The organism is Leuconostoc falkenbergense, assembly GCF_045801155.1.
Classification (GTDB): domain Bacteria; phylum Bacillota; class Bacilli; order Lactobacillales; family Lactobacillaceae; genus Leuconostoc; species Leuconostoc falkenbergense.
In genome coordinates, this window is sequence record NZ_CP174386.1 from 1,301,514 (window position 1) to 1,327,369 (window position 25,856).

The following is a 25,856-nucleotide window of genomic DNA, read 5'->3' on the forward strand; positions in this document are numbered from 1 at the left end:
ACAGCAAATGAGCGATTCCTCGCTCATCATCATGCTTATTACTTTGTCAATTCGACATTTTGCCCTGATAGGTCAATCACTAATGGTTCACCTGAAATCAAGTCAACATGTGCACCTTGACCATCGACTGACACTTCCAAAACATGACCGCGGAATACCAAACGGAAAGCATATTTTGTCCAATTCTTTGGTAAGAATGGCTTCAAGTGGAGTTTACCATCACGAACACGCATACCAGCAAATCCTTGCACAATCGCTAACCATGAACCTGTCATAGCGGTTATATGCAAACCATCTGACGTATCATTATTATAATTATCTAAGTCCAAACGAGCCGCACGTTCGTACATTTCAACTGCTTTATCTTCCATTTGTAAGTCAGCAGCCAAAATTGAGTGAACAGAAGGCGACAATGATGACTCATGCACTGTCAATGGTTCATAGAATTCAAAGTTGTTACGCTTTTCTTCTTCTGTAAACGCGTCTGGGAAATAGAACATAGCATGTAATGTATCAGATTGCTTAATATATGGCGAGCGCAAAATGCGATCCCATGACCAGTTTTGGTTAATTGGTCGAATGTCTTGTGGCATATCAGCAATTGGTGTCAAATCTTTATCCAAGAATGTATCATGTTGAACAAAGATATGCTTCTTACCTGTCTTGGTTTCAACATCAGCCTCTGGCAAATACATTTTATCAACAATTTCTTGCCACTTTGCTAATTCTTCATCCGTCAAAGCCAACTTAGCTTTTTCATCAGCATTAATTTCATCGTAGTGTTCAAGTGAGTATTGCAAAACCCACTTAGCCATCCAATTTGTATAGAAATTGTTATTAACATTGTTTTCATACTCGTTGGGACCCGTAACACCATGAATCATGTACTGATCGTTTCGGGCAGAATAGTGGACACGATCTGCCCAGAAACGTGCAATATTATACAAAACTTGTGCGCCATCACCGTCAAGCCATGAGTGATCTCCTGTGATGTTTGTATAATTATAAATCGCATAAGCAATTGTCGAATTACGGTGAATTTCTTCAAAAGTAATTTCCCACTCGTTGTGTGACTCAATACCATCAAAGGTCACCATTGGGTACAAAGCACCCTTTAAGCCTTGTTCTTTGGCATTGTGGAATGCACCATCCAACTGATCAAAACGATATTGTAGCAATGAACGGGTCACGGACGGATCAGCAACACCAAGGTAAACAGGAATGGCAAATGCTTCGGTGTCCCAATACGTGGCACCGCCGTACTTCTCGCCAGTGAAACCTTTTGGTCCAATATTCAAACGTGGATCATTACCATAGTAAGTTGAGAATAACTGGAATAAGTTGAAGCGAATACCTTGCTGCGCCGCATCATCTCCTTCAATTTGAACATCAGCTTTTTCCCAACGATTAGCCCATTCTTGCGCATGTGCAGTATAGATATCGTCGTATGTTTGTGCGGCAAGATCCGCAGTTAGTGTTTCACCTGCTTTAATCACTTGAGCTAGGCTATCATAATCACGCGAAGTTGTCACAATCACGCGCTTTTCAAAACTAACTGAACCTTTAGCTGGTACTTCAATGTCAAAGTTATCAGTCACTTCTTTTTCAGAGCGGTTCACACCATGCTTTTCACCGCCAACAAAGCTCTGACGGGCAACAACTGTAAATTGTGGCACACCAAACGGATTTTCAATCGTTTGCGTAGCGATAAATGATGAATTAGTGTCATTCCCTGCATCCAAAACTTGCCAAAACTTTTCATCATAATTTGAATCTTCATTGACAACGTCAGCGTCGATACTAGCATCAAAACGAATTGTGTGCGTTTGACCATCAGCAGATGACAACTCATAGTGAATATCTGCCAATTCCTTCACTGCTGCTGAAACTAAGCGCGTGATTTTAAACGTTACGCCAAACACAGTAAACGTTCGATTCAAAACACCATTTTTCATATCTAATGATACTTCAAAATCAGTCACATCATTCTTAGCTAGATCAACTTGATTGCCATCAACGTAAATGTCTGCTTTGACATAATTTAGCGCATTGATAGCTTTTCCAAAGTAAAGTGGATAACCATTTTTCCACCAACCAACACGTGTTTTATCTGGGAACCAAACACCACCAACGTAAATTCCTTGATGTGTGTCACCGGAATAGACTTCTTCGAACATGCCACGCATGCCCATGTATTCGTTGCCCAAACTCGTCATAGATTCTTGGAGACGTTTATCTTCGGGATTCAAATCATGTGATGTAACTGTCCAAGGATCAACTTCAAAAATTCGTTTCATAAGACTTTCTACCTCTTCAATTTTTCTAATGCTTAGCTTCAGCGCTAATATCTACGATGACCGATCGCACATATTAACGCCGAAGCGTTAGCCATTATTGTGCATCTACTGGATTACTGTGAATTTCATTGATAAGCCCAACACTAGCAGCACCAATTAACATTAAAATTCCGGATACTAAGATCATTGATGGGAAATGTGAACCAAGTGCGGGGAATAGTGCAAAACTAGCAACCGAGGCTACAATTTGTGGTAAGCAAATTGAGCCGTTAAACAGTCCTAGATAAGTCCCCATGTGATCACCAGGCAATGCGTTGGTTACCATAATGAATGGGTATGCCATCATACCTGCCCATGAAATACCGATTAAAATAAATGAGCCAATCAACAAATACTGTGAGTGAATAAAGAACACTGATGTGAACCCAATTGCCCCCAAAAATAGTGACAAAGCATAACCTGTTTTGTTTTTGTTTGCTGGAATCTTTGATAATACTAGCGACCACACGACGGCTGCAATGGCATAAACCGCTGACATGATACCAAACCAGTTTCCACCATTTTGGTAACCAGCCGTTGTTGGATCAGTTGCATGGAAAATATTGTCTGCCACAGCACCAGTACCGTAGGTCCACAAATATTGGAATGCCATCCAGCAGAAGAACTGAGTCAAAGTAACCATCCAAAATGTTTTTGGCGCGCGCTTTAACAAAGTTAAGAAGCCACCTTCACCATCATTTGGTGTGTTCAAAGCATAGCCATGATATAACTCATAAGTGGCATCATCGTATTCTTTTACGTTAAAGACCGCAATCAGTGAAAAGACAACTAAGACGATTGCACCAACATAGAATGAAATAATTACAGATGCTGGCACTTGACCTTTAGGCGCTGTGTTAGCAACACCAATCGCTGTCAGCAAGAATGGAAAAATGGTTGCCAACACAGATCCTGTATTAGATAAGAAACTTTGAATTGAGTATGCGTATGACTTTTGGTCTTCATTAACCATGTCACCAACAACCATCTTGAAGGGCTGCATCGCAACGTTAGAGCTCAAATCCATGAACAAAATTGTGATAGCCCCAAACCATAACCCAGCAGTAGTTGAAAAACCAAAACTACCTGAGTTAGGCAACAAGAACATCACGATGACTGACACAAGAGCGCCAACCAATAAATAAGGCATACGACGACCAAAACGTTTTGTCCATGTGCGATCTGAGAAATAACCAACAAGTGGTTGTACGAACAATCCTGCCAACGGTGGTAGGATAAAGAAAAATCCTAACTTAGTGGGATCAGCACCCAATGTCTGAAAAATACGTCCCATTTGGGAACTCTGCAATGAGAATGCCATCTGCACGCCCAAAAATCCAAAACTCAGCATCCAAATGGTGCTCAGCGGCAAGTTGGGCAGCCCCTGCCCTTTTTGCTTATCTGCCATAATTACTTCCTCCAAAAATTATTTTGAAACATAACTTGTTTGCTCTAATCATGCACCAATTCTTTGAACAATTCGCGATCAAATTGTATCTTCTTCAGTAGAATTTGGACACATGTTTGAAACAACATTATATGCAACCGTTTACATTTTATAGTATAAAACATTTTAATAATTAATGGAAGCGTTTGCACAATGTTAACGGTAACATCATCACAGACTTGTTGTCTCCCGAACAACAATATCTGGCGAAACGCTGACATTGTTTGTTTCTAAGGTAGTTTCCGATTCAATCTGAGAAATGATTTGTGCGACAATTTTTTCAGCAATTAAGGCAAACGGTTGTCTCACAGTGGTTAATTGTGGCTGAGTCAGCTGATCAATGAACACACCGTCGAATCCGATTACGCCACATTCACGCGGAATATGATAAACACGCTGAACCGCACGTAACACACCAAGTGCAATCCGATCAGTCGCACAAACAATCGCAGTTGGTAATTGAAAATTGTGCATTAAGTTCGTTACTAATGTGTCCGCTAAGTGGGCATGATTTTCGGTTTGATAAACGCTAACGCGACCGCCTTTTTGTGCCATAACTGCTCGATAGCCAGCTTCACGTTGCTTAGCAAAGGGTAAATCTAACGATAAACCAATATAATAAATATCACGATATCCCTGCCGCCACATATATTCAGTTGCTTTTTCAATCCCAACCTGATTATCCACGTCAACAGATGATAAGGGACAATTCGTTGGCGCTGCGCCATAAAGTGTGACTGGTACGTCAAGCGCTTGCAATTTCGACAAATCTTCTTGTCGCCAGCCGCTGACAATGATACCGTCAATACTTTTCGTTTCTGCCGTAATATCTAAGCTAATTTCCAGCGTGTAGCCTTTTTGTTGTAGATTTTGAGCTAATCGAATCAATAATTTGGCATAATTCGGTTCAACTGTTGCAACATCTTCTAAAAGTAAGAAACGAATGACGTAATGACGTTTGTTAACTAATGCCCGTGCGACTTGATTTGGCACATAGCCGACTGCTTTAATTGCTTGTTGTACTAGCGTCATCACTTCAGGTGATACTTGATCTGGATGATTAATTACACGGCTAACTGTCATTTTTGAGACATGCGCCTTTCGCGCAACATCGTTTAAATTCACCATGTCTCATCACCAAATTCAGGTAAACGATACGGCACAATCACGCTTGTTGCCTTAGTTTGCTCCAGCACAGAACGCTGATCGTTAAACAATAATCGGACCGCTTCACTGCCCAAACTGCGTGGTAGCACATCAACTGAATAGAAATCCTTACCACCAAGTCGTGCATATTCAGAACGATTAAAAGCTATCGTTGGCAATTTTGGGTGTGTGGGCAAATGCGCTTGTGCCTGATTACGTGCCAGATAACCGATTTTGTCATCGCTAGCAATAATGCCGTCGATTTCATGATGCAATTCAAAGTAGCTCTCCAACACCTGCTTTTGAGCATGAAAATCAATTGGTAATGATAAGACTTGACCGTCTGGCTGTGCAAGATGAAATCCAATTTCACGATTTCGCTCATAACGCCAATCAGCCAACGTGCGAACAAAAAGTGGTGCTTTTAGATTAAATTGATCAACTAGCTGTCTAGTTGCCTCTTCCCCAGCTCGTCGATTATCATTATCAACATATAAAACATCATTAGCTTGCTCCGGCTCACCAGTGACAACAACACGGGCGTTGTTTTCTCGTAATAATTCAGAAATCGGATCATTTTCAACAGTGTAAAGTAGTATAAAACGGCGAACTTGTCCGGCTTCCACCATCATTTTAACGGCATTATAGACTTCAGACCAATTGCTGCCCGTCGCAGTGGTCAACAAATATTGTCGCGCAACAAGTTGAGAATTAATCCCAAACAGTAATTGCATGGCAAAATCATTTTCAGCACTACCTGCGGCTTGTGGTTGAAAAACAACCCCCACCGTGTTACTTTCACTTTGTGTTAAGTTCCTTGCAGCAAAATTTGGCGTATAGCCCATATCTTGTGCAATTTTTTTAATACGTTCCTTTGTTTTAACACTAATTTTCGGTGAATCAGCCAACGCGCGCGAAACCGTTGAAATAGCAACTCCGGATTTATTTGCAATATCTTGTATTGTTACCATAGCGACCTCCTGTACACGTTATTTTAACATGAAAAAGATTGGGACTGACGCCCCAATCTTTTTTAACCTTTGACCGAGCCACTTGTCACACCAGAAACGTAGAATCGTTGCAACACAATAAACAAAATCGTAATTGGGATTGCAATAATCACTGCCCCCGCAGCGAAACTCATGAACAATGAATTAGCCGTTTCTTTAGTCATCATCGAATATAATCCGATTGCAACTGTATAGTTTTTAACATTGTCACCCATAATAACCTGAGCAAAAATGAAATCCATCCAAGGACCAGTAAACGCTGTCAATGCCGTAAAGACAATGATTGGTTTAGATAATGGCAGTGTAATTTTGGTAAAAATTTGCCATTTGGTTGCACCATCTAACATAGCACTTTCATCCAATGAATATGGAATCGTGTCAAAAAATCCTTTTTGGATGTAAAATCCCAAACCAGCGCCGGACACATAAACTAATATTAAGGCAAATAAACTTTGCGTCAAACCAGCTGCTTTCAAAATATAATAGATAGCAAACATTGCCATAAAGCCCGGAAACATGTTCAACACTAAAGCAACTTTCAAAAAAGGGCCCTTTAACTTAAATCGTAAGCGACTCAATGAGTATGCCATTGCTAACACTAAAGCTGTGGAAATAAAGCCGCTCACAATCGACACAAATAACGTATTCAAGAACCAGCGACCAAAAGGATATTGTGAGTTGGTAAAAAGTTGTACGTAATTATGAAAGGTGTAGGTTTTTGGCCAAAAATAGTTTACAAACGCGCCACCTTCGCCACGGAAACTAGTCAATATAATCCAGAGAATGGGCACGACCCAAATGATTGCCATCACAGTCAATAATACATACAAAATCATTGTATTACGACGTTTTACGCCTTTTAAACTATGCATTGTTATGCCTCCATTCCAGAATTTGATATTTTCTTATAAGCAATCAACGAGAATGTTGCGGACAAAATGAAGATTAAGATACCAATTACCGAAGCTAAGTTATAATCAGCAGTATTCAAAGTTAAATTATATAACCAAGTAATCAGCAAATCTGTTGATCCAGCACCATAATAATTAGAGTTAGCTGGTCCGCCACCTGTTAACAAATAAATCACATTAAAATTGTTCACATTACCAATGAACTGTTGAATCAAACTCGGTGCCATCACAAACACAATTTGCGGAAATGTGATTGACTTGAAAATTTGAAATTTATTAGCGCCATCAATTTCTGCTGCTTCAATTTGTTCTTCGGATTGATTTTGTAAGATCCCCGTTGTCACCAACATTGTAGCTGGAATACCAATCCATAAGTTGACAACAATAATTGTAAACTTGGCAAACAATGGATTTGTGAAAAATGGTAACGATGTTTTAATCAGACCAGAGTTGATCAATAATGTGTTAACTAGTCCGCCGTCAGCAAACATATTGTTCATAATCAGTAAACTAATGAAGGCTGGAATTGCCATTGTTAAAATGAAGATAGTTCGAAAAACTTTTTTACCTTTGATGCCCTTCGCATTAATCATCATTGCCAAGATAACGCCAAAGAAAAATGAGGTTACTGTTGCGGCAACGGCCCAAATTAACGTCCAAGCCAATACTGGGAAAAAGGTATTGGCCATTTGCCCTGAAATAACATTACCAAAATTCGCAAATCCGACCCAACTAAATAAATTTTTGGGTGGCAAGTGGTTGTGATCGTATGATGTAAAAGCAATCGCAATCATATAAATCAATGGCAAAATGGTAAAGAACAAAACGCCTGTCATCGGAATTGCCATCAAAGTCACATGCATTTTTTCGTCAAGCAAGGACGCTAAGTCTTGCTTCAACGTCGGCAGTGTCTCACCGGCTTGTTTCAATTCCCATATTTTACGCGCCGATCCCAAATTAGCACGATATAAGAGAACAAAGAGTATCGTAATGATAACCGCTAACATGCCCCAAAGTAGCAAAAGCATTGAATTATCACCCGCTTTTAGTACAGAAATACCTAATTTTTTGTCATAAACCAGACCTTGTGCATGTGTTCCCAGCGTTATCATGTTGTGATAAGCTTTTAATCCTGTCGTGAATAACCACGCCACCCAAGATATTTCTAGTAATAAAAAGATGAATCCTTTGAAATATTGCTTATTGGCAATGTTGGCAGCTCCCATAATTATATAAGAAGCCTTAGTTGCCCCATCTGCTTTTTTAAATAACTTTGTTAGTGGTATATGCTCTTCAAAAGTCGAATGCTTTTTTCTTTTAAACATCTTTCTTTCCATCCTTCATAAGTATGTACACAGTGAGTGATAGCCACTCACTGCTTTACTTTTATTTAACTGATTTTGAGGCATTTTTAACCAGAGTGGTTAGCTTTGGCAACATTTGACTGTCTGAAATCTTGCCCTTGTATGTGTCATTAAACAAGGCATCAGATGATGTCCAGAAGTTAGCCATCGCTGGTGATTTAGGCATTGGTGTTGAATAACCTTTCTTCGACATATCAACAACCGCCTTAGCAAGCGCATCATTTTGAATGTCTTGAGATGCTTGAACTTTTTTAGATGATGGAATGTAGTGCGAATTTTTGAAACCAAGCTTTTGTACCTTGTCACTTGACAAGTACTTGGCTAACTTCATCGCTGCCAACGGTTGCTTAGTATCTTGTTTAACACCAAACAGCTTAACACCCAAGAACGCCTGCATCTGTTTTTCACCTGAACCCAAGTCAACTGTTGGATATGGTGCAATGCCTAAGTTGTCCCCGAGTGCTTTTTTATAGTCATTGTATGACCATGGGCCAGACAAAGTTGCCGAAATTTTACCTGATTGTAGCAAACTTAATGTGTTCGTGCTGGATTGAACAACACCCGGATTGTCTTTTTGAGCTTTCATCCACTTCAATACGGATACACCTTTTTTATTGTCAATATTTGTACCCTTTGCTTTTTCACCATTAGCGCCATACAAGGTGTCTCCGGCAGTGTAAAACAGTGGTGAGAAAATGTAGTTAGCACCGGCTGAGGCTAAATTGGTACCCATCTTACCCTTGGATGTCAAACTAGTCCAAGATTTAATATCATCATTACCGAGTTGCGTTTTGTTATAATACAAGACTTGTGACTCAATACCGTAAGGATAGCCGTACACCTTGCCCTTATAGGTTGCAGCTTTCATCGCATTAGAAATTTGTGTCGATTTAAGGCTTTTAGCATATTTGGTGTTTTGATAAATTAATCCCTGAGAAGCTAGCGATCCAATTTGATCATGTGGAAACATGAATACATCTGCAGCAGCCGATGGGTCTTTTTGCAAATTCTTCAATGCATCTGTTGAGCTCGTGTACTTAATAGTGACCTTGACACTAGGGTTCGCTTTTTCAAAATCTTTGACAGCCTGAACGTAGGTTGGTTTTGTATCCGTGTCCACCCACAACTTTAACTTTTTCGTCTTGGCAGCACTTACTGTCGGTGTGTCAATTGAAACACTTAATAATCCAACGGCAGTTGAAGCCGTCAGCAATGTTACCATTGCGCCAGTCGTCACGCTCATCATTTTTCTCATGATGTTTTTCCTCCAGAAAAATTCTCTTTGTATTTTTGATTACGCAATCATCATAAAACATTTACCCGATTAATGCAAGCGCTTACATTTTTATTTTTTTAAGAATTGGTCTAGACAAGCTATGATATTTTTATTGATAATAATTGAGCATATTAAAGAAGTATTTTTTTATTAAGTATGAATTATCTGTGATTTTATTACTAACTTAATCATATTTTTCACAAGCATATAAATTTTGGTATGACACTTTTGTGGAAACGCTTGCATTTATTTTTAAATATGCTAATCTAATTTATGTAAGCGCTATCATTTTTTTATAGTTGCGATACCCGATATTAAAAAACGAGGAAGAAAAAATGGCTGAAATTCGTTTGGAACACATCAATAAAACATATCCACACATGACAACGCCATCCGTGGCAGATTATAATCTTCAAATTCACGATAAAGAATTTATTGTGTTTGTCGGTCCGTCTGGTTCCGGTAAATCAACTGTTTTACGCATGATCGCCGGCTTGGAAGAAATATCTGGTGGTGAATTTTTCATTGACAATAAATTAATGAATGATGTTCCACCTAAAGACCGAGATATTGCGATGGTTTTTCAAAATTATGCCCTCTACCCACATATGAGCGTGTTTGATAATATTGCTTTCGGCCTCAAATTGAGAAAAGTACCCAAAGCTGAAATCACACAGCGTGTTCATGACGCAGCGAAAATTCTTGGCATTGAAGACTACCTTGATCGCAAACCCGCTGATTTATCTGGTGGTCAAAGGCAACGTGTGGCGATGGGTCGCGCAATCGTCCGCGATGCTAAAATTTTGTTAATGGATGAACCACTATCTAACCTCGATGCAAAATTACGTGTTGAAATTAGAGCAGAAATCACTAAGATTCACAAGCGAATTGGTGCCACTACTATTTATGTGACACATGACCAGACAGAAGCTATGACACTGGCTGATCGCATTGTTATTATCGACCATGGTGACATTCAGCAAGTCGGTACACCGCAAGAACTCTACAATGAACCTGCTAACATTTTTGTTGCCACATTCATTGGTATGCCATCAATGAATATGATTTCTGGTCAGTTCAGTGATGATATATTGACCACAAAAGATGGCTTTAGTCTGAAAATTCCGCTTGGTATGGCTAAACAACTCACTGCCCTTGGCTACGAAGGCAAACAAGTTGTCTTTGGTGTCCGACCAGAAGATATTCACTCCGAGCAAGTAGCACTTGACACCTATCCCGAAAGTAAAGTAACAGCAACTGTTACCATTGCAGAACTAATGGGCGCCGACTCAATGTTGTATACGCAAGTTGGTTCACAACAACTGATTGCTCGCGTCAATGCCCGCGATTACAATCAACCTGGTGCCTCAGTCGAACTCGCTATTAACACTAATAAAGGACACTTTTTTGATGCCGATACGACACAGCGTATTGTCTAAGACTGTCGCAAATCCCCTGACATTTTAATCCATTAACGAGGCAATTATTTATGAATAAAGCAGCAATTTATCACCGCCCTGAATCTGAATACGCTTATTTATATACAGCAGATGAACTAAGATTACGCATCCGAACAGCAAAAAATGATATTCAATCAATTAGCGTCGTTGCTGGAGATCCTTATAATTGGCAGAACGGTACTTGGCAAAAATCGGCCAATGTCGTCATGAAAAAAACACTTGTCACTGAAACACATCAATATTGGCAAGCATCATTAACAGCGCCTTTCAATCGCTTAAACTATGGCTTTATTTTAACTGACAGTCTCGGCGATTCCATTTTTTATGGTGATCAAGGATTTGAAACACTCACATCCTCTTCAAATGATGACAACAGTTTGATGGGTGCTAATAATTATTTCAAAATGCCCTATTTTCAAGAAATTGATCGTTTTAAAGCACCAGAATGGGTCAAAAAAACTGTATGGTACCAAATTTTTCCTGAACGGTTTGCCAATGGTGACACATCAAATGATCCATCTGGAACATTACCTTGGCGGTCAGGTGATCATCCCACCGCTGAAAGTTTTTATGGCGGGGACTTGCAAGGTATCATCAAGCATTTAGATCACTTCAGTCAACTTGGTATTAACGGCTTGTATCTCACACCCATTTTTAAAGCACCCACTAATCATAAATATGATACGCAAGATTATTTTGAAATCGATCCACATTTTGGTACAAAAGAAGATTTTAAATTATTGGTAGAAAAAGCCCATGCGGCAGGAATCCGAGTCATGCTTGATGCCGTGTTCAATCATATCGGTGACCAAAGTCCTCAATGGCAAGATGTTATTGCTAATGGTCGTCAATCAAAATACGCTGATTGGTTTCATATTCATGACTTCCCTGTTCGTTATACGCCAACGGATAATTTCGAATATACTGCAGACGCAAACTATGACACATTCGCATTTACGCCGCACATGCCAAAACTTAATACCGCTAATCCAGAAGTACAAGATTATCTGATTGACATCGCGACCTACTGGATAGAAGAATTTGATATTGATGGCTGGCGTTTGGACGTGGCGAATGAAGTTGACCATCATTTCTGGAAAAAATTCCGCGCAGCAACTACGGCCATCAAACCTGATATTTATATACTTGGTGAAATTTGGACAAGTGCACAATCATGGCTGCAGGGCGATGAATTTTCGGCCGTCATGAATTATGCTTTCACAGGATCAATTGTTGATTTTTTTGCCAAACAACAAATTTCGCCATCCCAGATGGTCCATAAACTCAATGCACAACTTATGCTAAATCGTGATCAAACCAATCAGGTGATGTTTAATCTACTTGACTCACATGATGCGCCACGCATTCTAACCGTAGCTAATAATAATAAGGCAATTGTGAAACAAATGTATACTTTTATGTTTTTACAGCAAGGTACGCCTGATATCTATTACGGTAGTGAATATGCCATGACTGGTCAACAAGATCCAGATAACCGTAAGCCTATGGTTTGGCAAAGTGATCAACAAGATGCAACGATGTATGCTTTTTTGAAGCAACTGATTCAGCTACGTCATGATTATCAAACTGTCTTGTCTGAAGGTACACTGTCATGGAAGACCGATGATGAAAAAAACATTGTTGGTTTCACACGTCAGCTAGGTAAAACAAAGATATTCGCAATATTTAATGCTGGGAATACAAATTATGAAATACCAACATCAATTGATATATCTCACATCATTTCAGAGCAGCTATACAACAAGCACATCATTCAGCCTAACGGCTTTCTTGTGACGATTTTTAATCAATAAGGAGTTTTTTATGACAGCACCTTGGTGGCAATCAGCCGTTGTTTATCAAGTCTATCCCCGTTCATTTCAAGACACTAATCATGACGGCATCGGCGATCTTCGAGGCATTATTTCACATCTTGACTACTTGCAAAAACTAGGCGTTGATGCAATATGGTTGTCACCAGTTTATGCTTCTCCAAACGATGATAACGGCTATGATATCAGTGATTATGAAAATATCATGGCTGAATTTGGTACCATGACCGACATGGAAGCTTTAATTCATGATGCTCGTGAAAGAAATATCAAAATCGTGATGGATTTGGTATTAAATCATACTTCTGATGAACATACTTGGTTTATTGAATCAAAGCAAAGTCGTGATAATGATTATCGAGATTATTATATCTAGCGCGATGGTAATTATAATACTGAACCAAATGACCTGCATTCTGCATTTGGCGGTAGTGCTTGGACATTAGATCCACTCACGAATCAATATTATTTACATCTATTTAGTCCAAAACAACCAGACTTAAATTGGGCCAATCCTGACGTCAGACAAGCAATCTATGACATGATTAATTTCTGGATTGACAAAGGCGTTGGTGGTTTTCGTTTAGACGTCATTGATTTGATTGGTAAAATACCAGATGACAAAATAACCGCTAATGGGCCTAAGCTCCATGACTACTTAAAAGAAATGAACCAAGCAACGTTTGCTAATCATGATTTGATGACAGTTGGCGAAACTTGGGGTGCGACACCTGACATCGCCAAATTATATACGCGTCCTGACCGAAAAGAACTATCAATGGTTTTTCAATTTGAACACATAACTCTCGATCAAGAATCTGGTCAAGACAAATGGTTTTATATTCCATTAGATGTTAACAAACTCAAGGTTGTCATGACCAAATGGCAAACACAGCTCAACAGTGATGATGGTTGGAATTCACTTTTTTGGAACAATCATGATTTACCTCGGATTGTATCGCGATGGGGTAATGATACAACTTACCGCGTGGTGTCAGCAAAAATGTTAGCAATTTTACTGCACATGATGAAAGGCACACCCTACATTTATCAAGGTGAAGAAATTGGGTTAACCAATACACCCGTCAAAGATATTTCTGCCTTACGAGATATTGAATCATTAAACTATTACCATGATTCACTTAAGGATGGCTATTTATCAGCTGATGTGATACTTGATCAAATTAATCATAAAGGTCGTGATAATGCAAGACGACCTATGCCTTGGCGCAACAGCCTAAACGGTGGTTTCTCTGATGTTGACCCCTGGATTGATGTCAATAGCAATTACCCTGATATTAATGTTGAAGCTGCCTTGAATGATTCCAACAGTATTTTCTACACTTATCAAAAATTAATTACGCTTAGACATCAAAACCCAATTGTTGTCTATGGTGATTTTGAGCTCATTGATACAGTTGATCAAGTTTTTGCCTATTACCGACACTATCATGATCTAACTTGGCTAGTTGTGACGAATTTCAGTAATCAGACCAATACGTTTACAAGTGAAGATCACATAGAAGCTACCATAATTGCAAATTATGACGAACCCAAAAATTTGCATAATAAAACACTTCAACCTTACGAAGCATTTGTGGTTCAAGTCACGACAAAATTGTAATTTTGGAGGTATTTATTGATGACAAAAAATAATCCACCGTGGTGGCAATCAGCGATTGGCTATCAAATTTATCCACGCTCCTTTCAGGATACAAATCATGATGGTATCGGCGATTTGCAGGGTATTATTAAGCGCCTACCCTATCTTAAATGGCTTGGTATTGATTTTATTTGGCTAAATCCAATTTATACCTCACCAAATGTCGACAACGGTTATGACATTGCTGATTTTCAAAATATCGCTTCAGAGTATGGTACGTTATCTGATTTCAAAACGCTTATTGCAGCTGCTCACAAACAAGATATCCGCGTCATTATGGATTTAGTTGTCAACCATACATCAAACCAGCATGCTTGGTTCAAAGTAGCCAAAACCAGTCGTACTAACCCTTACCACGATTTTTATATTTGGCAACCAAATTATAATCACCAGCCACCAAACAATTGGACTAATTTTACTGGAGATAGTGTTTGGACCTATAATCAAGCAACTGATGAATGGTATTTCCACTTGTTTGCGCCAGAACAGCCTGATTTAAATTGGGAAAATCCATCTGTACAAACCGAAATTATCAATATGATTACTTGGTGGTCTGAACAAAATATTGATGGTTTTCGTCTGGATGCGCTCAGTCATCTTAAAAAGGTTTCATTTGAGATACCACAACCCACTGGTGAACATAAATTTGATATTTTTGCTAATAATCCAGGCATCGAAAAATTTTTAAAACGTTTGCATGATACTTTTAAATCACTTCATTTGATGACTGTTGGTGAAGCTGGTGGTGTTCATGCTGACACTGCTAGAAATTGGACGGGGCCACAGGGTTTCATTGACATGATTTTTGAATTAGAACATCAATCCCGTCAATCAGATGTACCGCCGCGCGCCGACATCAATCATTTACTTTCTAGTTTGACAACGTGGGAGGAACAACTAAATTCACAGGGCTGGCTAGGCATCTATTTAGAAAATCATGATCAGCCTAGATCATTGACTGTTTATGGTGACAACAATCCTTTAGCAGCAAAAAGCTTGGCAACTTTGTTGCTCACATTGCGAGGCACACCTTTTATTTATCAAGGTGAGGAATTAGGCATGATCAATATACCCTTTACCTCGCCAGACCAAATTGATGATCCACCAACTTATCATGATTTTCAACGCTTCAAGTCGGCTGGTATTGCAACAGATTTAGCTTTAAAAAAAGCAACAAGTTGGTCGCGTGACAACGCTCGAACCCCCATGCAATGGACGAAATTCGGCTTTTCCGACAATGCAGCAGATTCTAAAAAGACATGGCTAGTGACTAATCCTAACACGACAACGCGTAATTACCAAGAAGACAAAGAAAATCCTGACTCAATACTGAATTACTATCGTCGCTTAATCGATCTCCGTCGACATGATGACACATTAAAATCAGGTGATTTTAAGTTAATCACTATGGAAAAAACTAACATTTTAGTATTTACACGAAATTCAACAGATAGCCAACGATTAATTGTCATCAACTTGTCAGATACCCCTCAAACAATTTCCCTACCCGAACAACTACTCAATAAAGGCTGGCAGCCATTGATAGCGACTATTAATCCTATTCCAGAAATATCACAATCTATCCACTTGCAACCTTTTCAATCTATTATCTGGTATAATTAACGTTTTAAAGGAGCAGATCATGGGTAGATATCAAATTGATTTTAAACAAAAACAAGCCGATGCTAAATACAAATCGGGCCAACAAACACAAACAACGAAAGCTGACAAAATTGCCGAAATTAGAGCAAAAATGGTCGCTAACAAAAAGCAATCCAAACGTTAAATATACGTCTGGATTGCTTTTTACATAATCGTTCTAACAAAATTTAGGACTGCATCATTAAATTGATCTGGTGCCTCAATGTGAGGAATATGTCCCGCTTTATCAATAGTGATACCTTGACCATTTTTTGACATGGCGACAACTGTTTCAACATGTACCGACGGCCAAAGTGGCGAGTCTTGACCAGCAATGAATAAGTGCTTCACCTGCTCACGACGTAACACATCACGCCAATCTTGCATTAAGCTGTCTAATAGTAGTGGTTCATTGTACTGAAAGTCAAATGGTTGATAGTTATCAGCCAACGCATGTTTGACTGTTTCTGACAGTTTCACTCGCGTTAATTTTGTATGCGGTAGTTTTGTCGCTGCTGTCCAAATCATCGTCAAATCAGCGTTAAAAATGCCATACGGCCAGCTATCATCTCGCAATATCTTTGGAAGCTGATCTTCAGTAATGATAGCTCTGACGTTGGCATCCCCATATAAGGATAAGTAAGCCCAAATTGTGCTGGCACCCATTGAATGTCCCATCAATATTGGCTTTTCAAGCCTCAATTGTGCCATTAATTCAGCTAAATCTTGCCCGTGCCGTGCCATTCGCATACCGTAGTCAACCGTGTCGCTTTTCCCATGGTTTCGACGATCATAAGTGATTACCTGTAAACCGGCGTTTACAAGTGGTTCAACCTGCATCACCCACGTTGCTTGATTCCCTGAATACCCTTCAACCAAAATAATGGGCTGACCTGTACCAAATATTTGATAATCGAGTCTCACACCATCATTTGTCATCATTGTTGACAAAATCTGTTCCTCCAATCAAAACAAAGTCGCTACAAAAAGCAACTTTGTTTATGTCAAGCTTATTATATATGAATTGGTAAGCCATCCGCAACTTCAGCGGCATCCATGATGGCTTCACCCAAAGTTGGATGTGGATGAATCGTTAGCGAAATGTCTGTCGTCGTTAGACCATTTTCAATAGCTAATGACAATTCAGAAATCAAATCCGAGGCACCCGGACCAACAATTTGTGCACCCAATAGCGCTTTAGTTGTCTTATCGCTTATCAAACGAATAAAGCCAACTGCTTCATCAATTGAAATGGCACGACCGTTAGCAGCAAATGGGAACTTCGAAATTGTAGCCGTTAACTGCTTTTCAGTCACTGACTCCGGTGTTTCGCCTGTTGTTGCTAATTCATAATTTGTATAGGCAACTGCTGGTAAGGAATAGTGCAAGTCACGAGCATGCACATCCCCAGAAATTGCAGCTGCAGCAATTTTAGCTTGAAAACTTGCCTTATGTGCCAATTGTGGTCCGGCTGTCACATCCCCAATGGCGTAAATATGAGGCACAGTTGTCTGCATGTTATCAGCAATTTCAATCAAGCCACGATCGCTTAATTTGACATCAGTGTTGTTGAGACCAAGCGTATTGGTATTAGCGCGTCGACCAACAGCAATTAACAAATAATCACCAGAAACTGTTTGTTCTTGCCCATCTACTTCATAAGTCAATGTCACATCGTTTTCAGTTTGGACAGCGCTTTTTGCCATGGCTGAGGTAACGATAACCCCACCACGTTTCGTGAAATCATCTATGACTGGTTTAGCCATTTCTGCGTCGAATCCATTTAGCGTGTGATCCAATCCTTCAATAATTGTGACCTGAGAGCCTAGGTTAGCATAAGCACCACCAAGTTCAGAACCAATCACACCACCACCAACAATAATTAGCTTATTAGGTATTTCAGGTAAACTCAAGGCACCAGTAGAATCAACGATTCGCTTTCCAAATGGAAAAGCCGGAATTTCGATTGGGCTAGAGCCAGTCGCGATAATAGCATTGTTAAATTGCAGCAATTCGTGGCCATCTTCTTGAACAACATTTAATGTTTCATTGTCATTAAATGATGCTTCACCCTGAATAATATCAACATGATGCTTTTTGAGCAACATTTTAACACCACCGGTCAGCGTGTTGACCACAGTATTCTGCTTCCAATATTGTGTCTTTGACCAATCGATTTTTGCATCAGTTTGTGTCAAACCAAAAGGATTTTCTGATATAGCATCACGATAATGATGTCCCACATTAATTAAGGCTTTTGACGGAATGCAACCGACATTTAAACAAACACCACCAATTTGATCACGTTCGATAATCGTCACATTTTGACCCAATTCAGCAGCGCGAATAGCTGCTACATAGCCACCAGGACCTGATCCGATAACAACTGTATCTACTTCACGTGCTTGTGCACCAACAACCATGATTACACCTCCATCAACATATAGGCTGGGTCAGCCAACAGTTGCTTCAAATAATTAATAGCTGACTGTCCTAACATGCCATCAATCAAACGATGATCATAACTCAATGACAATTTCATATTTTGACCGACCGCCAATTCACCATCTGAACCAACAATGGGTTCTTTCAGAATTGATCCCAAGCCAAGAATTGCGACTTCTTTACCATTAATAATTGGTGTGAACCAAGTACCACGTGCCGAACCAAGGTTAGAAATTGTAATCGTACCGCCTTGCATTTGCGCTGGCTTAATTGTTCCTTCACGAACAGCGGTTGCTAACTCAGCAATTTCTTTAGCTATTGTCACAATTGACTTTTGGTCGGCCCGTTTAATGACTGGCACATAAAGACCACTTGGCGCATTAACAGCAATGCCCATATTGACATCGTCATGATAGACAACTTCTTGAGTATCCATGTCTAGACTTGCGTTGATTTCAGGGAACTTTTTAGCCGTTGCAGCTAAAGCTTTTACCGCATAAGCCAAATAAGTCAAATGAATGTCTTGATCGGCCAATTGCGTCTTAAATGTTTGACGATGAGCGACCAATTTGCTAACTTCAACCGAATCAAAATTAGTAACCGTTGGAATAGTTGCATTCTGTGTTGCCATTGCTTTAGCAATTGCCTTGCGAACGCCTGACATTGGTTGGCGACCTTCGCGTACAGGTTCAGCCACTTCAACATCTTTGGTCACTGCCGCTGTGGCTGAGGCAGTTGTTTCATTAGATGCCTCACTTGAAATTGCAGCTACTGGTGTATCCGTTGCTTGGTATGCCGTGACATCAGCTAATGTCACATGTCCATGACGACCCGTCGCCGGAACTTTAGTCAAATCAATCCCTTTTTCAAAGGCTAAATGGCGCACTGATGGCATAGCCAAAACATGTCCATTAACAACTTGTGGTAATTCAGTCGCTGTCGGTGTTTGCGGTGTGACTGAAGTGGTTGTATCAACTGATGTGTCTTCAACTGTATCGTTGGCTGTTGGTTCAGCGCTCTCATCACCACTGTTGCCACTACCGTCACCATCAAATTCAATCAATGAATCGCCAACAGAAACAGTTGTGCCTGCGTCAACAAACAGCTTGGTGACAGTACCTGCGTACGGCGATAAAATTTCTTGAATCAGCTTATCATTTTGAACTTCCGCGACTGGGTCATCCATAGCCACAGTATCACCAACTTTAACTAACCACGACGTGATGTCACCCTCAGCCATGCCTTCGCCAATATCTGGCATTTTAAAAATCTCAGTCATAATTAACAACCTCCATCACTTTTGCAACAACATCATCAGGCTTAATCATCCAATCATTTTCTGCCTGCCCAAATGGATAAACTGAATCAGGTGCTGCAACACGACCGATTGGTGCTTTTAGGCTTAAAATAAAGCGCTCGGAAATCTCACCCATTACATTGGCACCAATGCCAGCCATCCGTTGTGCTTCTTGCACAATAACAACACGTCCAGTTTTTGTCACCGTATCACCAATTGATTTGATATCCAATGGTGATACAGTGCGCAAATCTAACACTTCTGCGGACACACCGTTTTTGGCTAAGGCGTCCGCAGCCTTTAGTGCTACTGGTACACCGCCACCATACGAAATAATAGAGACATCTTCGCCTTCACGCGCCACAGCTGCTGTGTCAAGCGGTGTTGTGTAATATCCTTCGGGTACTTCCCCTTTTAATGAACGGTACAAATGCAAATTTTCCAAGAAAACGACAGGGTCGTTAGATTCAATTGAACTCAGCAATAATCCCTTGGCATCAGCTGGATTAGCTGGCATTACAACACGAATGCCTGGAATTTGTGCCACCATACCTTCTAAATTATCTGCGTGCATTTCTGGTGTTTTGGTACCGCCACCATAAGGTGACCTCACAACAATTGGCATTTGGCGCGTGCCGTTGAAGCGGAAGCGGTTACGAGCCATTTGACCAGCAATGGAATCCATCACTTCAAAAACAAATCCGAAAAACTGAATTTCCATAATCGGGCGGTAATTTTGCGTAGTCAAGCCAATCGCTAAACCACCAATACCAGATTCAGCTAACGGCGTATTGAAAACGCGCTCTTCGCCATACTTAGCCTGCAAACCATCAGTAGCACGGAAAACACCACCATTTTCACCAACGTCTTCACCAAAAATAACAACATCGTTATCTTTCTCTAGCGCTAAATCCATTGCCTCACGAATTGCGTCAATATAACTTTTAACAGCCATGTCACTTTCCCTCACTTTCAAACTTGCTGATTTGTTCGGTCATTGCCTGTCCGGGAACTTCCAATGTATGCTTAATGAAATTAGAAATCTTTTGCTTGTCTACTTTGTCGGCGATCTTAATTTGCTCATCAATTAGCGCATTAACTTCGTCAATGTATGAACTTTCTTGCTCTTCAGACCAAATACCTTTTTCAGTCATAAACTTGCGCATACGAATCAGTGGCTCTTTTTGCCACCAAGCATCAATATCTGCTTGTGTCCGATATCGTAGTGGATCATCACCCGCTGTTGAATGTGGTTCTAGACGATCTGTTAGTGTCTCGATAAAGACAGGCCCTTTACCACTCGTTGCCCATGCACGGGCTTCTTTGGCTGCTAAGTAAACAGCAATCGGATCGTTACCATCAACGACAATACTTGGTAAACCGGCTGCCCATCCTTTTGCTGCCAAATGCGTGGCGGCTGTTTGCAACGAACGGGGCGTTGAAATCGCATAACCATTATTTTGTGCAAAGAAGACGGCATTCGCCTTGTACGCACCCGCAAAATTCATGCCTTCGTAAAAGTCACCTTGCGACGTACCACCATCACCAGTATAAGCATAGGCAACGGCATCTTTATTTCTTTTCTTCAGTCCCAAAGCAATACCGGCTGCTTCAACATACTGCGCACCAATAATAATTTGTGGCATCCATGCATTAACAGGTTTACCCTCTTCTGTGGTAAATTCGTTTCCTAAGGCATGTCCACGGGACCACAAAATTGCTTTCCAAATTGGCCAACCCTTAACCACAATTTCTGGAATGTCTCGATAGCCGGGCATCAACCAATCATCATCATTAAAAGCATAGGACGATGCCATCTGTGAAGCTTCTTGACCAGCAGTTGGCGCAAAGAATCCGAATCGACCCTGTTTAGCTAATTTAGTTGAACGGATATCTAATTGCCGACTGAGCAACATTCTTTTGATAATGTTGACAAGATCTTCATCTGATAAATCAGCGCGCTTCAGTGCTTCTTCATCAACAATTTGACCATCATTATTTAATACAGACAGCATCGGAAATGACGTGTCTTGTGCTTCTAATTGTGCTTGAAAATCCAGAATCTGCTGGTTTGTTGCTGTTAGATTACTCATGAATTTTTACCTCATCTTTCTGGAAAAAAGTTGCCAATAGTTCGTTATTTGTAATGCTACCAAAGTATTGTCCGTCACGTTTTTGGTCAAGTATTGTCGAAACAGCTTCAGGTGTAAATGGTATTCCGACTAATGCTGGCTTGATTTCGCGCCAGTCGCGAACACCTAAGAAATCGCCAGTGAAGTTAATGTCTGTAATCCGACCATCATTAACATTGACCTGAACATCAATCGCACCTCCGTCAAATTTTGCATGATTATCATACATAAATTCTGGACTCTTGCCATAATTCCATGACCATTGTGAGAATTTTTGATCCCGAGCTTCCAAAATAGCCTTTTTTTGCGTGTCGCTTAATTGATACTCACCATCACGACCCTCATCACTCAAATAATATTGTAATTTGGCAATGAAGTCATCAATTGTCAACGATTCAGGTGCAAAATCTTTGATGTTACCAACACGAGCACGTACCGACTTAGCTGCCTTAGAAATAAATTTTTCATCCGCAACATTTAGTGCCCTCACCATCGCTTCAACATCAGTATTCCAAAGTAAAGTACCGTGGTGCATCAGGTAACCACCCGCATAACGTTGCGCATTCCCAGATACCTTCTTACCGTTAATTTCCAAATCATTTCGGCCGGAAATTTCTACCGGAATACCAACTGACTCTAAGGCATCAGCCATCGGTTTAACAAATTGGTGAAAATTGACATTTGCACTATTTGCAACCGGTACAAAAAATGTAAAGCAAATATTACCTAAATCATGATAAACCGCGCCACCACCTGATACGCGACGCACAACTTGAACATCATGGCTATCAACGTAATCTTGATTAACCTCCGCAAACGTGTTCTGGTTCTCGCCGACAATGATGGCCCGTTTATTCTGCCACAGAGCAAAAACTGGCTCACTTGGGTGCAAGTTTTTCAGTAACCAAGCATCCATGGCAATATTTGTATAGGCATCATTACCAAAATAATTGATGAATTGCATAACTTTTCTCCTTTTGTAACCGCTTACATATTACACTTATATTATACGCCTGTTTTCAGAAAATGACGGCATTTTTTGACAAAAAAAAATCCTATTGGATTTTATAGTTGCATCTTAAATTGTTTAACGACGGCATAATCACCAATATAAGGCACATCTTCACCGTTAATTTTCTGATAAGGATCTTCGCCTTTTCCCGCCACAATCACAATGTCATGCTGCCCAGCATTCGAAATGGCCTTGTGAATTGCCTTAATCCGATCCATTTCAAAATGAACGACTAATAATTGATTATCAATGTGTTCAGCAATTTGGTGAGCAATGTCAAGCGGATTTTCAAATTGTGGGTCATCAGCCGTTAGATAAACAACGTCAGCCAATTCACTCACTACACGACCGAAATCAGCACGTCGTGACACCCCTTTATTGCCTGGCGAACCCACTACCACGATGACGCGACCTTCGGGTGATTGCGACTGAGCAAACTGTAACAAGGCCCTCATGGACGCGTAATTATGAGCATAATCCACAAATGCAATGCCGTGATTTGGAATTGGTAGGCTCAACATGCGACCAGGAATGAACACTTCGTCCAAACCTTTGACCATTGCCTCATGCTTAACGCCAGCAAACGCGACCATCATCATCGCAGCTAAAGCATTTGATTCATTAAAGTCACCAGGTAAATTCAGACGATATTGCCCAATCATTTCTGGAAAATCGCTTTTTGTTACAGTAAATCGGCTCTCATGAATGGCACTTTCTTGTGTTGTTATCATGCTACGGTTGTACAAATACACTTTATCATGCTCGGCTTTAGCATGTGCATAAATTGTATCAAAATGGTCTGTCTCTGAATTAACAATCACCTCATCAGAGTGATCAAATAACATCATCTTATGCGCTAAATAATCTTCAAAAGTCGGATGTTCGTTTGGCCCAATATGATCTGGTGAAATATTTAAAAACGCACCGACATTGTACCGCAACGCATAGACACGATTTTTCAGATAGGCTTGTGAGCTGACTTCCATAACCAAATGTGTCATGCCATTATCGACCGCTCGGCGCATATCTTTAAATAATTCATAAGACTCAGGTGTCGTTAAATCAGACTTTTTCTTATCTTGAGGTTCTGGACCCGTAATACGATCAACGGTTGAAAAAAGTGCCGTATGATTGTTTGTTGCTTCTTTAAGCATTGTATATGCAAAATAAGCTGCGGTAGTCTTTCCCTTTGTACCAGTGACAGCAGCAATCCAAAGAGATTTTTGAGGATAGTCAAAAAAAGCCATTGACAATAATGATAATGCTTTTTGGACGTTTGTGACCTGCCATTGTGGCAAATTTATTGCTAGGGGTTGCTCAACAATCAATCCGGTGACACCTTGGGCATCGGCTAAATACTCTGACTTAAAGGCACCTTTCACGACAAATAATGTATTATTACGTACTTGGCGTGTATCATAATGCAAAAAGTCAAATGTCGCGTTGACATCAGCCGATTTGATTAACAAATGATGTTCATTTAAAATATCTTCAATTTGTTGCGATGTTATTTTTATTTGTCTCAATTATTTTTACCTTTTTTCATATTGGCAAACGCTATAATACTGATTACAATTATACCATCTTCGCGCAGAATCCTAGGGCAATCTATACGCTATATCGCTAAAAATTAACCTTAAAAAGTCATTTTTAACTGAAAATTAAAAATTCAAACACAAGAATACCTCGCATTGTTTCAAGGTTTGCGTTTGAATATATTGTCGTTAATCAGTTTCACTGGCAAGCTTACGAGCAGTCGCCGCTGCCATATCTGCGCTTGCAGCAGCATTATCTCGGTAAATATGTTTGTCATTAGCAACAGCATCATAAACTTTAGCTAATTCACGTGCCAAAACAGTCCGTACTTCATCAGTCGAATGCGTTTCCATCAGCATTTGACGTAAAGCAGAAGCATGCGCGAATCCACGCAAGTATATTTTGAAATAGCGTTTCAACGCCTCAAAATGTTTTGGGGTGACGGTCGCATTGACCTCATCGAATAAATCTAACTGCAAATTTAACAAATCAATTGATTCTGTCAAAGTGTGTTGGCGTGGACTTTTTTCAAACGCATAAGGATTCTCAAAAATACCCCGTCCAATCATAATACCATCTAATCCTGGATGAGCTTTTGCTAAGTCCAATCCTTGTTGACGCGTTTTGATGTCGCCATTAATTTGGATTAAAGTGTGTGGCGCAATATCATCGCGCATCGCCAAAATCTCATCGATGAATTCAAAATGAGCCGGTACTTTTGACATTTCCTGTCGCGTTCGCAAATGCACTGTTAGCACAGCCACATTTTGCCGCAAAATGATGGGTAACCATTCCCTAAATTCTTCAGTCTTGTAGAAGCCTAGCCGTGTTTTAACCGAAACAGGTAGACCAGATTGCTTCGCCGCAGCCACAATCTGTCGTGCCAAATCTTCATGACGAATCAAATCCGAACCCGCGCCGTTTTTAATGACCGTTGCATCAGGGCAACCCATATTGATATCAACTGCTCGGTAACCCATTGAGGGTAAAAGTTTAGCAGCGCCAGCGATATCGTCTGGACGTCCGCCCCAAATTTGTGCAATCGGTTGCTGTTCATTTTCCGCTACCGCTAGACGACCTTGTACTGAAAATTTTGCCTTTGGGTGAATCATGGAACTGGCATTTGTGAATTCAGTATAATAGACGTCAGGAGCGCCTGCCTGAGCAACAACTCGGCGGAAAATAGTATCAGTAACTGCTTCCATAGGTGCCATACTAAAAAAAGGTTGCTTTTGATTGTGACCCATTTGTGCATTTGCCACGACTTCATCCCAAAATGGCAATGTTGTTATTGAATTTGACATATTGTGTTGCCTCATTATTTTATATTATCTACAAAAAAACATCT

At 40.2% G+C, this 25,856-nt stretch carries 19 protein-coding genes and 1 pseudogene; 5 read left to right on the plus strand and 15 right to left on the minus strand.

The features are described from left to right. Positions 1-38: 38 nt before the first annotated feature. From ACI3ES_RS06460 to ACI3ES_RS06490, 7 genes are all read right to left on the minus strand, one after another. On the minus strand, positions 39-2,297 hold the full coding sequence (locus tag ACI3ES_RS06460) for a glycoside hydrolase family 65 protein (RefSeq protein ID WP_114666733.1): 2,259 nt from the start codon (positions 2,295-2,297) through the stop codon (positions 39-41). A 94-nt stretch (positions 2,298-2,391) separates the two neighbouring features. After that, positions 2,392-3,744, minus strand: a complete 1,353-nt coding sequence (locus ACI3ES_RS06465) for an SLC45 family MFS transporter (protein WP_114666734.1) — start codon at positions 3,742-3,744, stop codon at positions 2,392-2,394. A 210-nt stretch (positions 3,745-3,954) separates the two neighbouring features. Continuing rightward, positions 3,955-4,911: a LacI family DNA-binding transcriptional regulator gene (locus ACI3ES_RS06470; RefSeq protein WP_114666735.1), complete on the minus strand. Its 957-nt coding sequence runs from the start codon at positions 4,909-4,911 to the stop codon at positions 3,955-3,957. Further along, the gene (locus ACI3ES_RS06475; protein ID WP_114666736.1) at positions 4,905-5,900 is read right to left on the minus strand and encodes a LacI family DNA-binding transcriptional regulator; all 996 of its coding nucleotides are present in this window, start codon (positions 5,898-5,900) and stop codon (positions 4,905-4,907) included. Before ACI3ES_RS06475 ends, ACI3ES_RS06470 begins: the two co-directional genes overlap by 7 nt. 62 nt (positions 5,901-5,962) lie before the next feature. Beyond that, a complete protein-coding gene (locus ACI3ES_RS06480) occupies positions 5,963-6,811 on the minus strand; it encodes a sugar ABC transporter permease (protein ID WP_114666737.1) in 849 nt (282 codons plus the stop codon). Between the two features lie 2 nt (positions 6,812-6,813). Further along, positions 6,814-8,175 (minus strand): carbohydrate ABC transporter permease, encoded by a 1,362-nt coding sequence (locus ACI3ES_RS06485; RefSeq protein WP_287078985.1) that lies wholly within the window; start codon positions 8,173-8,175, stop codon positions 6,814-6,816. A gap of 61 nt (positions 8,176-8,236) precedes the next feature. Continuing rightward, on the minus strand, positions 8,237-9,469 hold the full coding sequence (locus tag ACI3ES_RS06490) for an extracellular solute-binding protein (RefSeq protein ID WP_142511563.1): 1,233 nt from the start codon (positions 9,467-9,469) through the stop codon (positions 8,237-8,239). A 356-nt stretch (positions 9,470-9,825) separates the two neighbouring features. On the opposite strand from ACI3ES_RS06490, the gene ACI3ES_RS06495 reads away from it, so the two are divergent. The 5 genes and pseudogenes from ACI3ES_RS06495 to ACI3ES_RS06515 all read left to right on the plus strand — a co-directional run bounded on the left by ACI3ES_RS06495 (position 9,826) and on the right by ACI3ES_RS06515 (position 16,231). Next, a complete protein-coding gene (locus ACI3ES_RS06495) occupies positions 9,826-10,929 on the plus strand; it encodes an ABC transporter ATP-binding protein (protein WP_260353967.1) in 1,104 nt (367 codons plus the stop codon). Positions 10,930-10,979: 50 nt separating this feature from the next. Then, the gene (locus ACI3ES_RS06500) at positions 10,980-12,764 is read left to right on the plus strand and encodes a glycoside hydrolase family 13 protein (protein ID WP_407631951.1); all 1,785 of its coding nucleotides are present in this window, start codon (positions 10,980-10,982) and stop codon (positions 12,762-12,764) included. 10 nt (positions 12,765-12,774) lie between these two features. Continuing rightward, positions 12,775-14,406, plus strand: a pseudogene (locus ACI3ES_RS06505) (glycoside hydrolase family 13 protein). Positions 14,407-14,424: 18 nt separating this feature from the next. Continuing rightward, positions 14,425-16,068, plus strand: a complete 1,644-nt coding sequence (locus ACI3ES_RS06510) for a glycoside hydrolase family 13 protein (protein ID WP_407631952.1) — start codon at positions 14,425-14,427, stop codon at positions 16,066-16,068. Positions 16,069-16,087: 19 nt separating this feature from the next. Then, positions 16,088-16,231 carry a hypothetical protein gene (locus ACI3ES_RS06515; RefSeq protein WP_010294197.1) on the plus strand — a complete coding sequence of 48 codons (144 nt, stop codon included), beginning with the start codon at positions 16,088-16,090 and terminating at the stop codon, positions 16,229-16,231. Between the two features lie 20 nt (positions 16,232-16,251). Here ACI3ES_RS06515 and ACI3ES_RS06520 read toward each other — a convergent pair whose 3' ends face one another. From ACI3ES_RS06520 to ACI3ES_RS06555, 8 genes are all read right to left on the minus strand, one after another. Next, positions 16,252-17,037 (minus strand): alpha/beta fold hydrolase, encoded by a 786-nt coding sequence (locus tag ACI3ES_RS06520; protein WP_114666744.1) that lies wholly within the window; start codon positions 17,035-17,037, stop codon positions 16,252-16,254. 62 nt (positions 17,038-17,099) lie between these two features. Further along, positions 17,100-18,509: a dihydrolipoyl dehydrogenase gene (gene lpdA / locus ACI3ES_RS06525; RefSeq protein WP_114666745.1), complete on the minus strand. Its 1,410-nt coding sequence runs from the start codon at positions 18,507-18,509 to the stop codon at positions 17,100-17,102. Between the two features lie 2 nt (positions 18,510-18,511). After that, on the minus strand, positions 18,512-19,810 hold the full coding sequence (locus tag ACI3ES_RS06530) for a dihydrolipoamide acetyltransferase family protein (RefSeq protein ID WP_142511619.1): 1,299 nt from the start codon (positions 19,808-19,810) through the stop codon (positions 18,512-18,514). Then, positions 19,803-20,783, minus strand: a complete 981-nt coding sequence (locus ACI3ES_RS06535) for an alpha-ketoacid dehydrogenase subunit beta (RefSeq protein ID WP_114666747.1) — start codon at positions 20,781-20,783, stop codon at positions 19,803-19,805. Before ACI3ES_RS06535 ends, ACI3ES_RS06530 begins: the two co-directional genes overlap by 8 nt. Before the next feature lies 1 nt (position 20,784). Next, the gene (locus ACI3ES_RS06540) at positions 20,785-21,921 is read right to left on the minus strand and encodes a thiamine pyrophosphate-dependent dehydrogenase E1 component subunit alpha (protein WP_114666748.1); all 1,137 of its coding nucleotides are present in this window, start codon (positions 21,919-21,921) and stop codon (positions 20,785-20,787) included. Further along, positions 21,914-22,924, minus strand: a complete 1,011-nt coding sequence (locus ACI3ES_RS06545; RefSeq protein ID WP_114666749.1) for a lipoate--protein ligase — start codon at positions 22,922-22,924, stop codon at positions 21,914-21,916. Before ACI3ES_RS06545 ends, ACI3ES_RS06540 begins: the two co-directional genes overlap by 8 nt. A gap of 101 nt (positions 22,925-23,025) precedes the next feature. Then, positions 23,026-24,489, minus strand: a complete 1,464-nt coding sequence (gene murE, locus ACI3ES_RS06550) for a UDP-N-acetylmuramyl-tripeptide synthetase (protein WP_181809834.1) — start codon at positions 24,487-24,489, stop codon at positions 23,026-23,028. A 207-nt stretch (positions 24,490-24,696) separates the two neighbouring features. Continuing rightward, complete coding sequence (locus ACI3ES_RS06555) at positions 24,697-25,812, minus strand: tRNA-dihydrouridine synthase (protein WP_114666751.1); 1,116 nt, start codon at positions 25,810-25,812, stop codon at positions 24,697-24,699. Positions 25,813-25,856 lie beyond the last annotated feature (44 nt).

What these genes read in the sequence shown, in the direction of transcription:
- ACI3ES_RS06515 (WP_010294197.1), top strand. Translation starts at nt 16,088, where the DNA reads ATGGGTAGATATCAAATTGATTTTAAACAAAAACAAGCCGATGCTAAA.
- ACI3ES_RS06475 (WP_114666736.1), bottom strand. Translation starts at nt 5,900, where the DNA reads ATGGTAACAATACAAGATATTGCAAATAAATCCGGAGTTGCTATTTCA.
- ACI3ES_RS06495 (WP_260353967.1), top strand. Translation starts at nt 9,826, where the DNA reads ATGGCTGAAATTCGTTTGGAACACATCAATAAAACATATCCACACATG.
- ACI3ES_RS06535 (WP_114666747.1), bottom strand. Translation starts at nt 20,783, where the DNA reads ATGGCTGTTAAAAGTTATATTGACGCAATTCGTGAGGCAATGGATTTA.
- lpdA (WP_114666745.1), bottom strand. Translation starts at nt 18,509, where the DNA reads ATGGTTGTTGGTGCACAAGCACGTGAAGTAGATACAGTTGTTATCGGA.
- ACI3ES_RS06555 (WP_114666751.1), bottom strand. Translation starts at nt 25,812, where the DNA reads ATGTCAAATTCAATAACAACATTGCCATTTTGGGATGAAGTCGTGGCA.
- ACI3ES_RS06545 (WP_114666749.1), bottom strand. Translation starts at nt 22,924, where the DNA reads ATGCAATTCATCAATTATTTTGGTAATGATGCCTATACAAATATTGCC.
- ACI3ES_RS06465 (WP_114666734.1), bottom strand. Translation starts at nt 3,744, where the DNA reads ATGGCAGATAAGCAAAAAGGGCAGGGGCTGCCCAACTTGCCGCTGAGC.
- ACI3ES_RS06470 (WP_114666735.1), bottom strand. Translation starts at nt 4,911, where the DNA reads ATGGTGAATTTAAACGATGTTGCGCGAAAGGCGCATGTCTCAAAAATG.
- ACI3ES_RS06530 (WP_142511619.1), bottom strand. Translation starts at nt 19,810, where the DNA reads ATGACTGAGATTTTTAAAATGCCAGATATTGGCGAAGGCATGGCTGAG.
- ACI3ES_RS06540 (WP_114666748.1), bottom strand. Translation starts at nt 21,921, where the DNA reads ATGAGTAATCTAACAGCAACAAACCAGCAGATTCTGGATTTTCAAGCA.
- ACI3ES_RS06510 (WP_407631952.1), top strand. Translation starts at nt 14,425, where the DNA reads ATGACAAAAAATAATCCACCGTGGTGGCAATCAGCGATTGGCTATCAA.
- ACI3ES_RS06480 (WP_114666737.1), bottom strand. Translation starts at nt 6,811, where the DNA reads ATGCATAGTTTAAAAGGCGTAAAACGTCGTAATACAATGATTTTGTAT.
- ACI3ES_RS06485 (WP_287078985.1), bottom strand. Translation starts at nt 8,175, where the DNA reads ATGTTTAAAAGAAAAAAGCATTCGACTTTTGAAGAGCATATACCACTA.
- ACI3ES_RS06490 (WP_142511563.1), bottom strand. Translation starts at nt 9,469, where the DNA reads ATGAGAAAAATGATGAGCGTGACGACTGGCGCAATGGTAACATTGCTG.
- ACI3ES_RS06460 (WP_114666733.1), bottom strand. Translation starts at nt 2,297, where the DNA reads ATGAAACGAATTTTTGAAGTTGATCCTTGGACAGTTACATCACATGAT.
- ACI3ES_RS06500 (WP_407631951.1), top strand. Translation starts at nt 10,980, where the DNA reads ATGAATAAAGCAGCAATTTATCACCGCCCTGAATCTGAATACGCTTAT.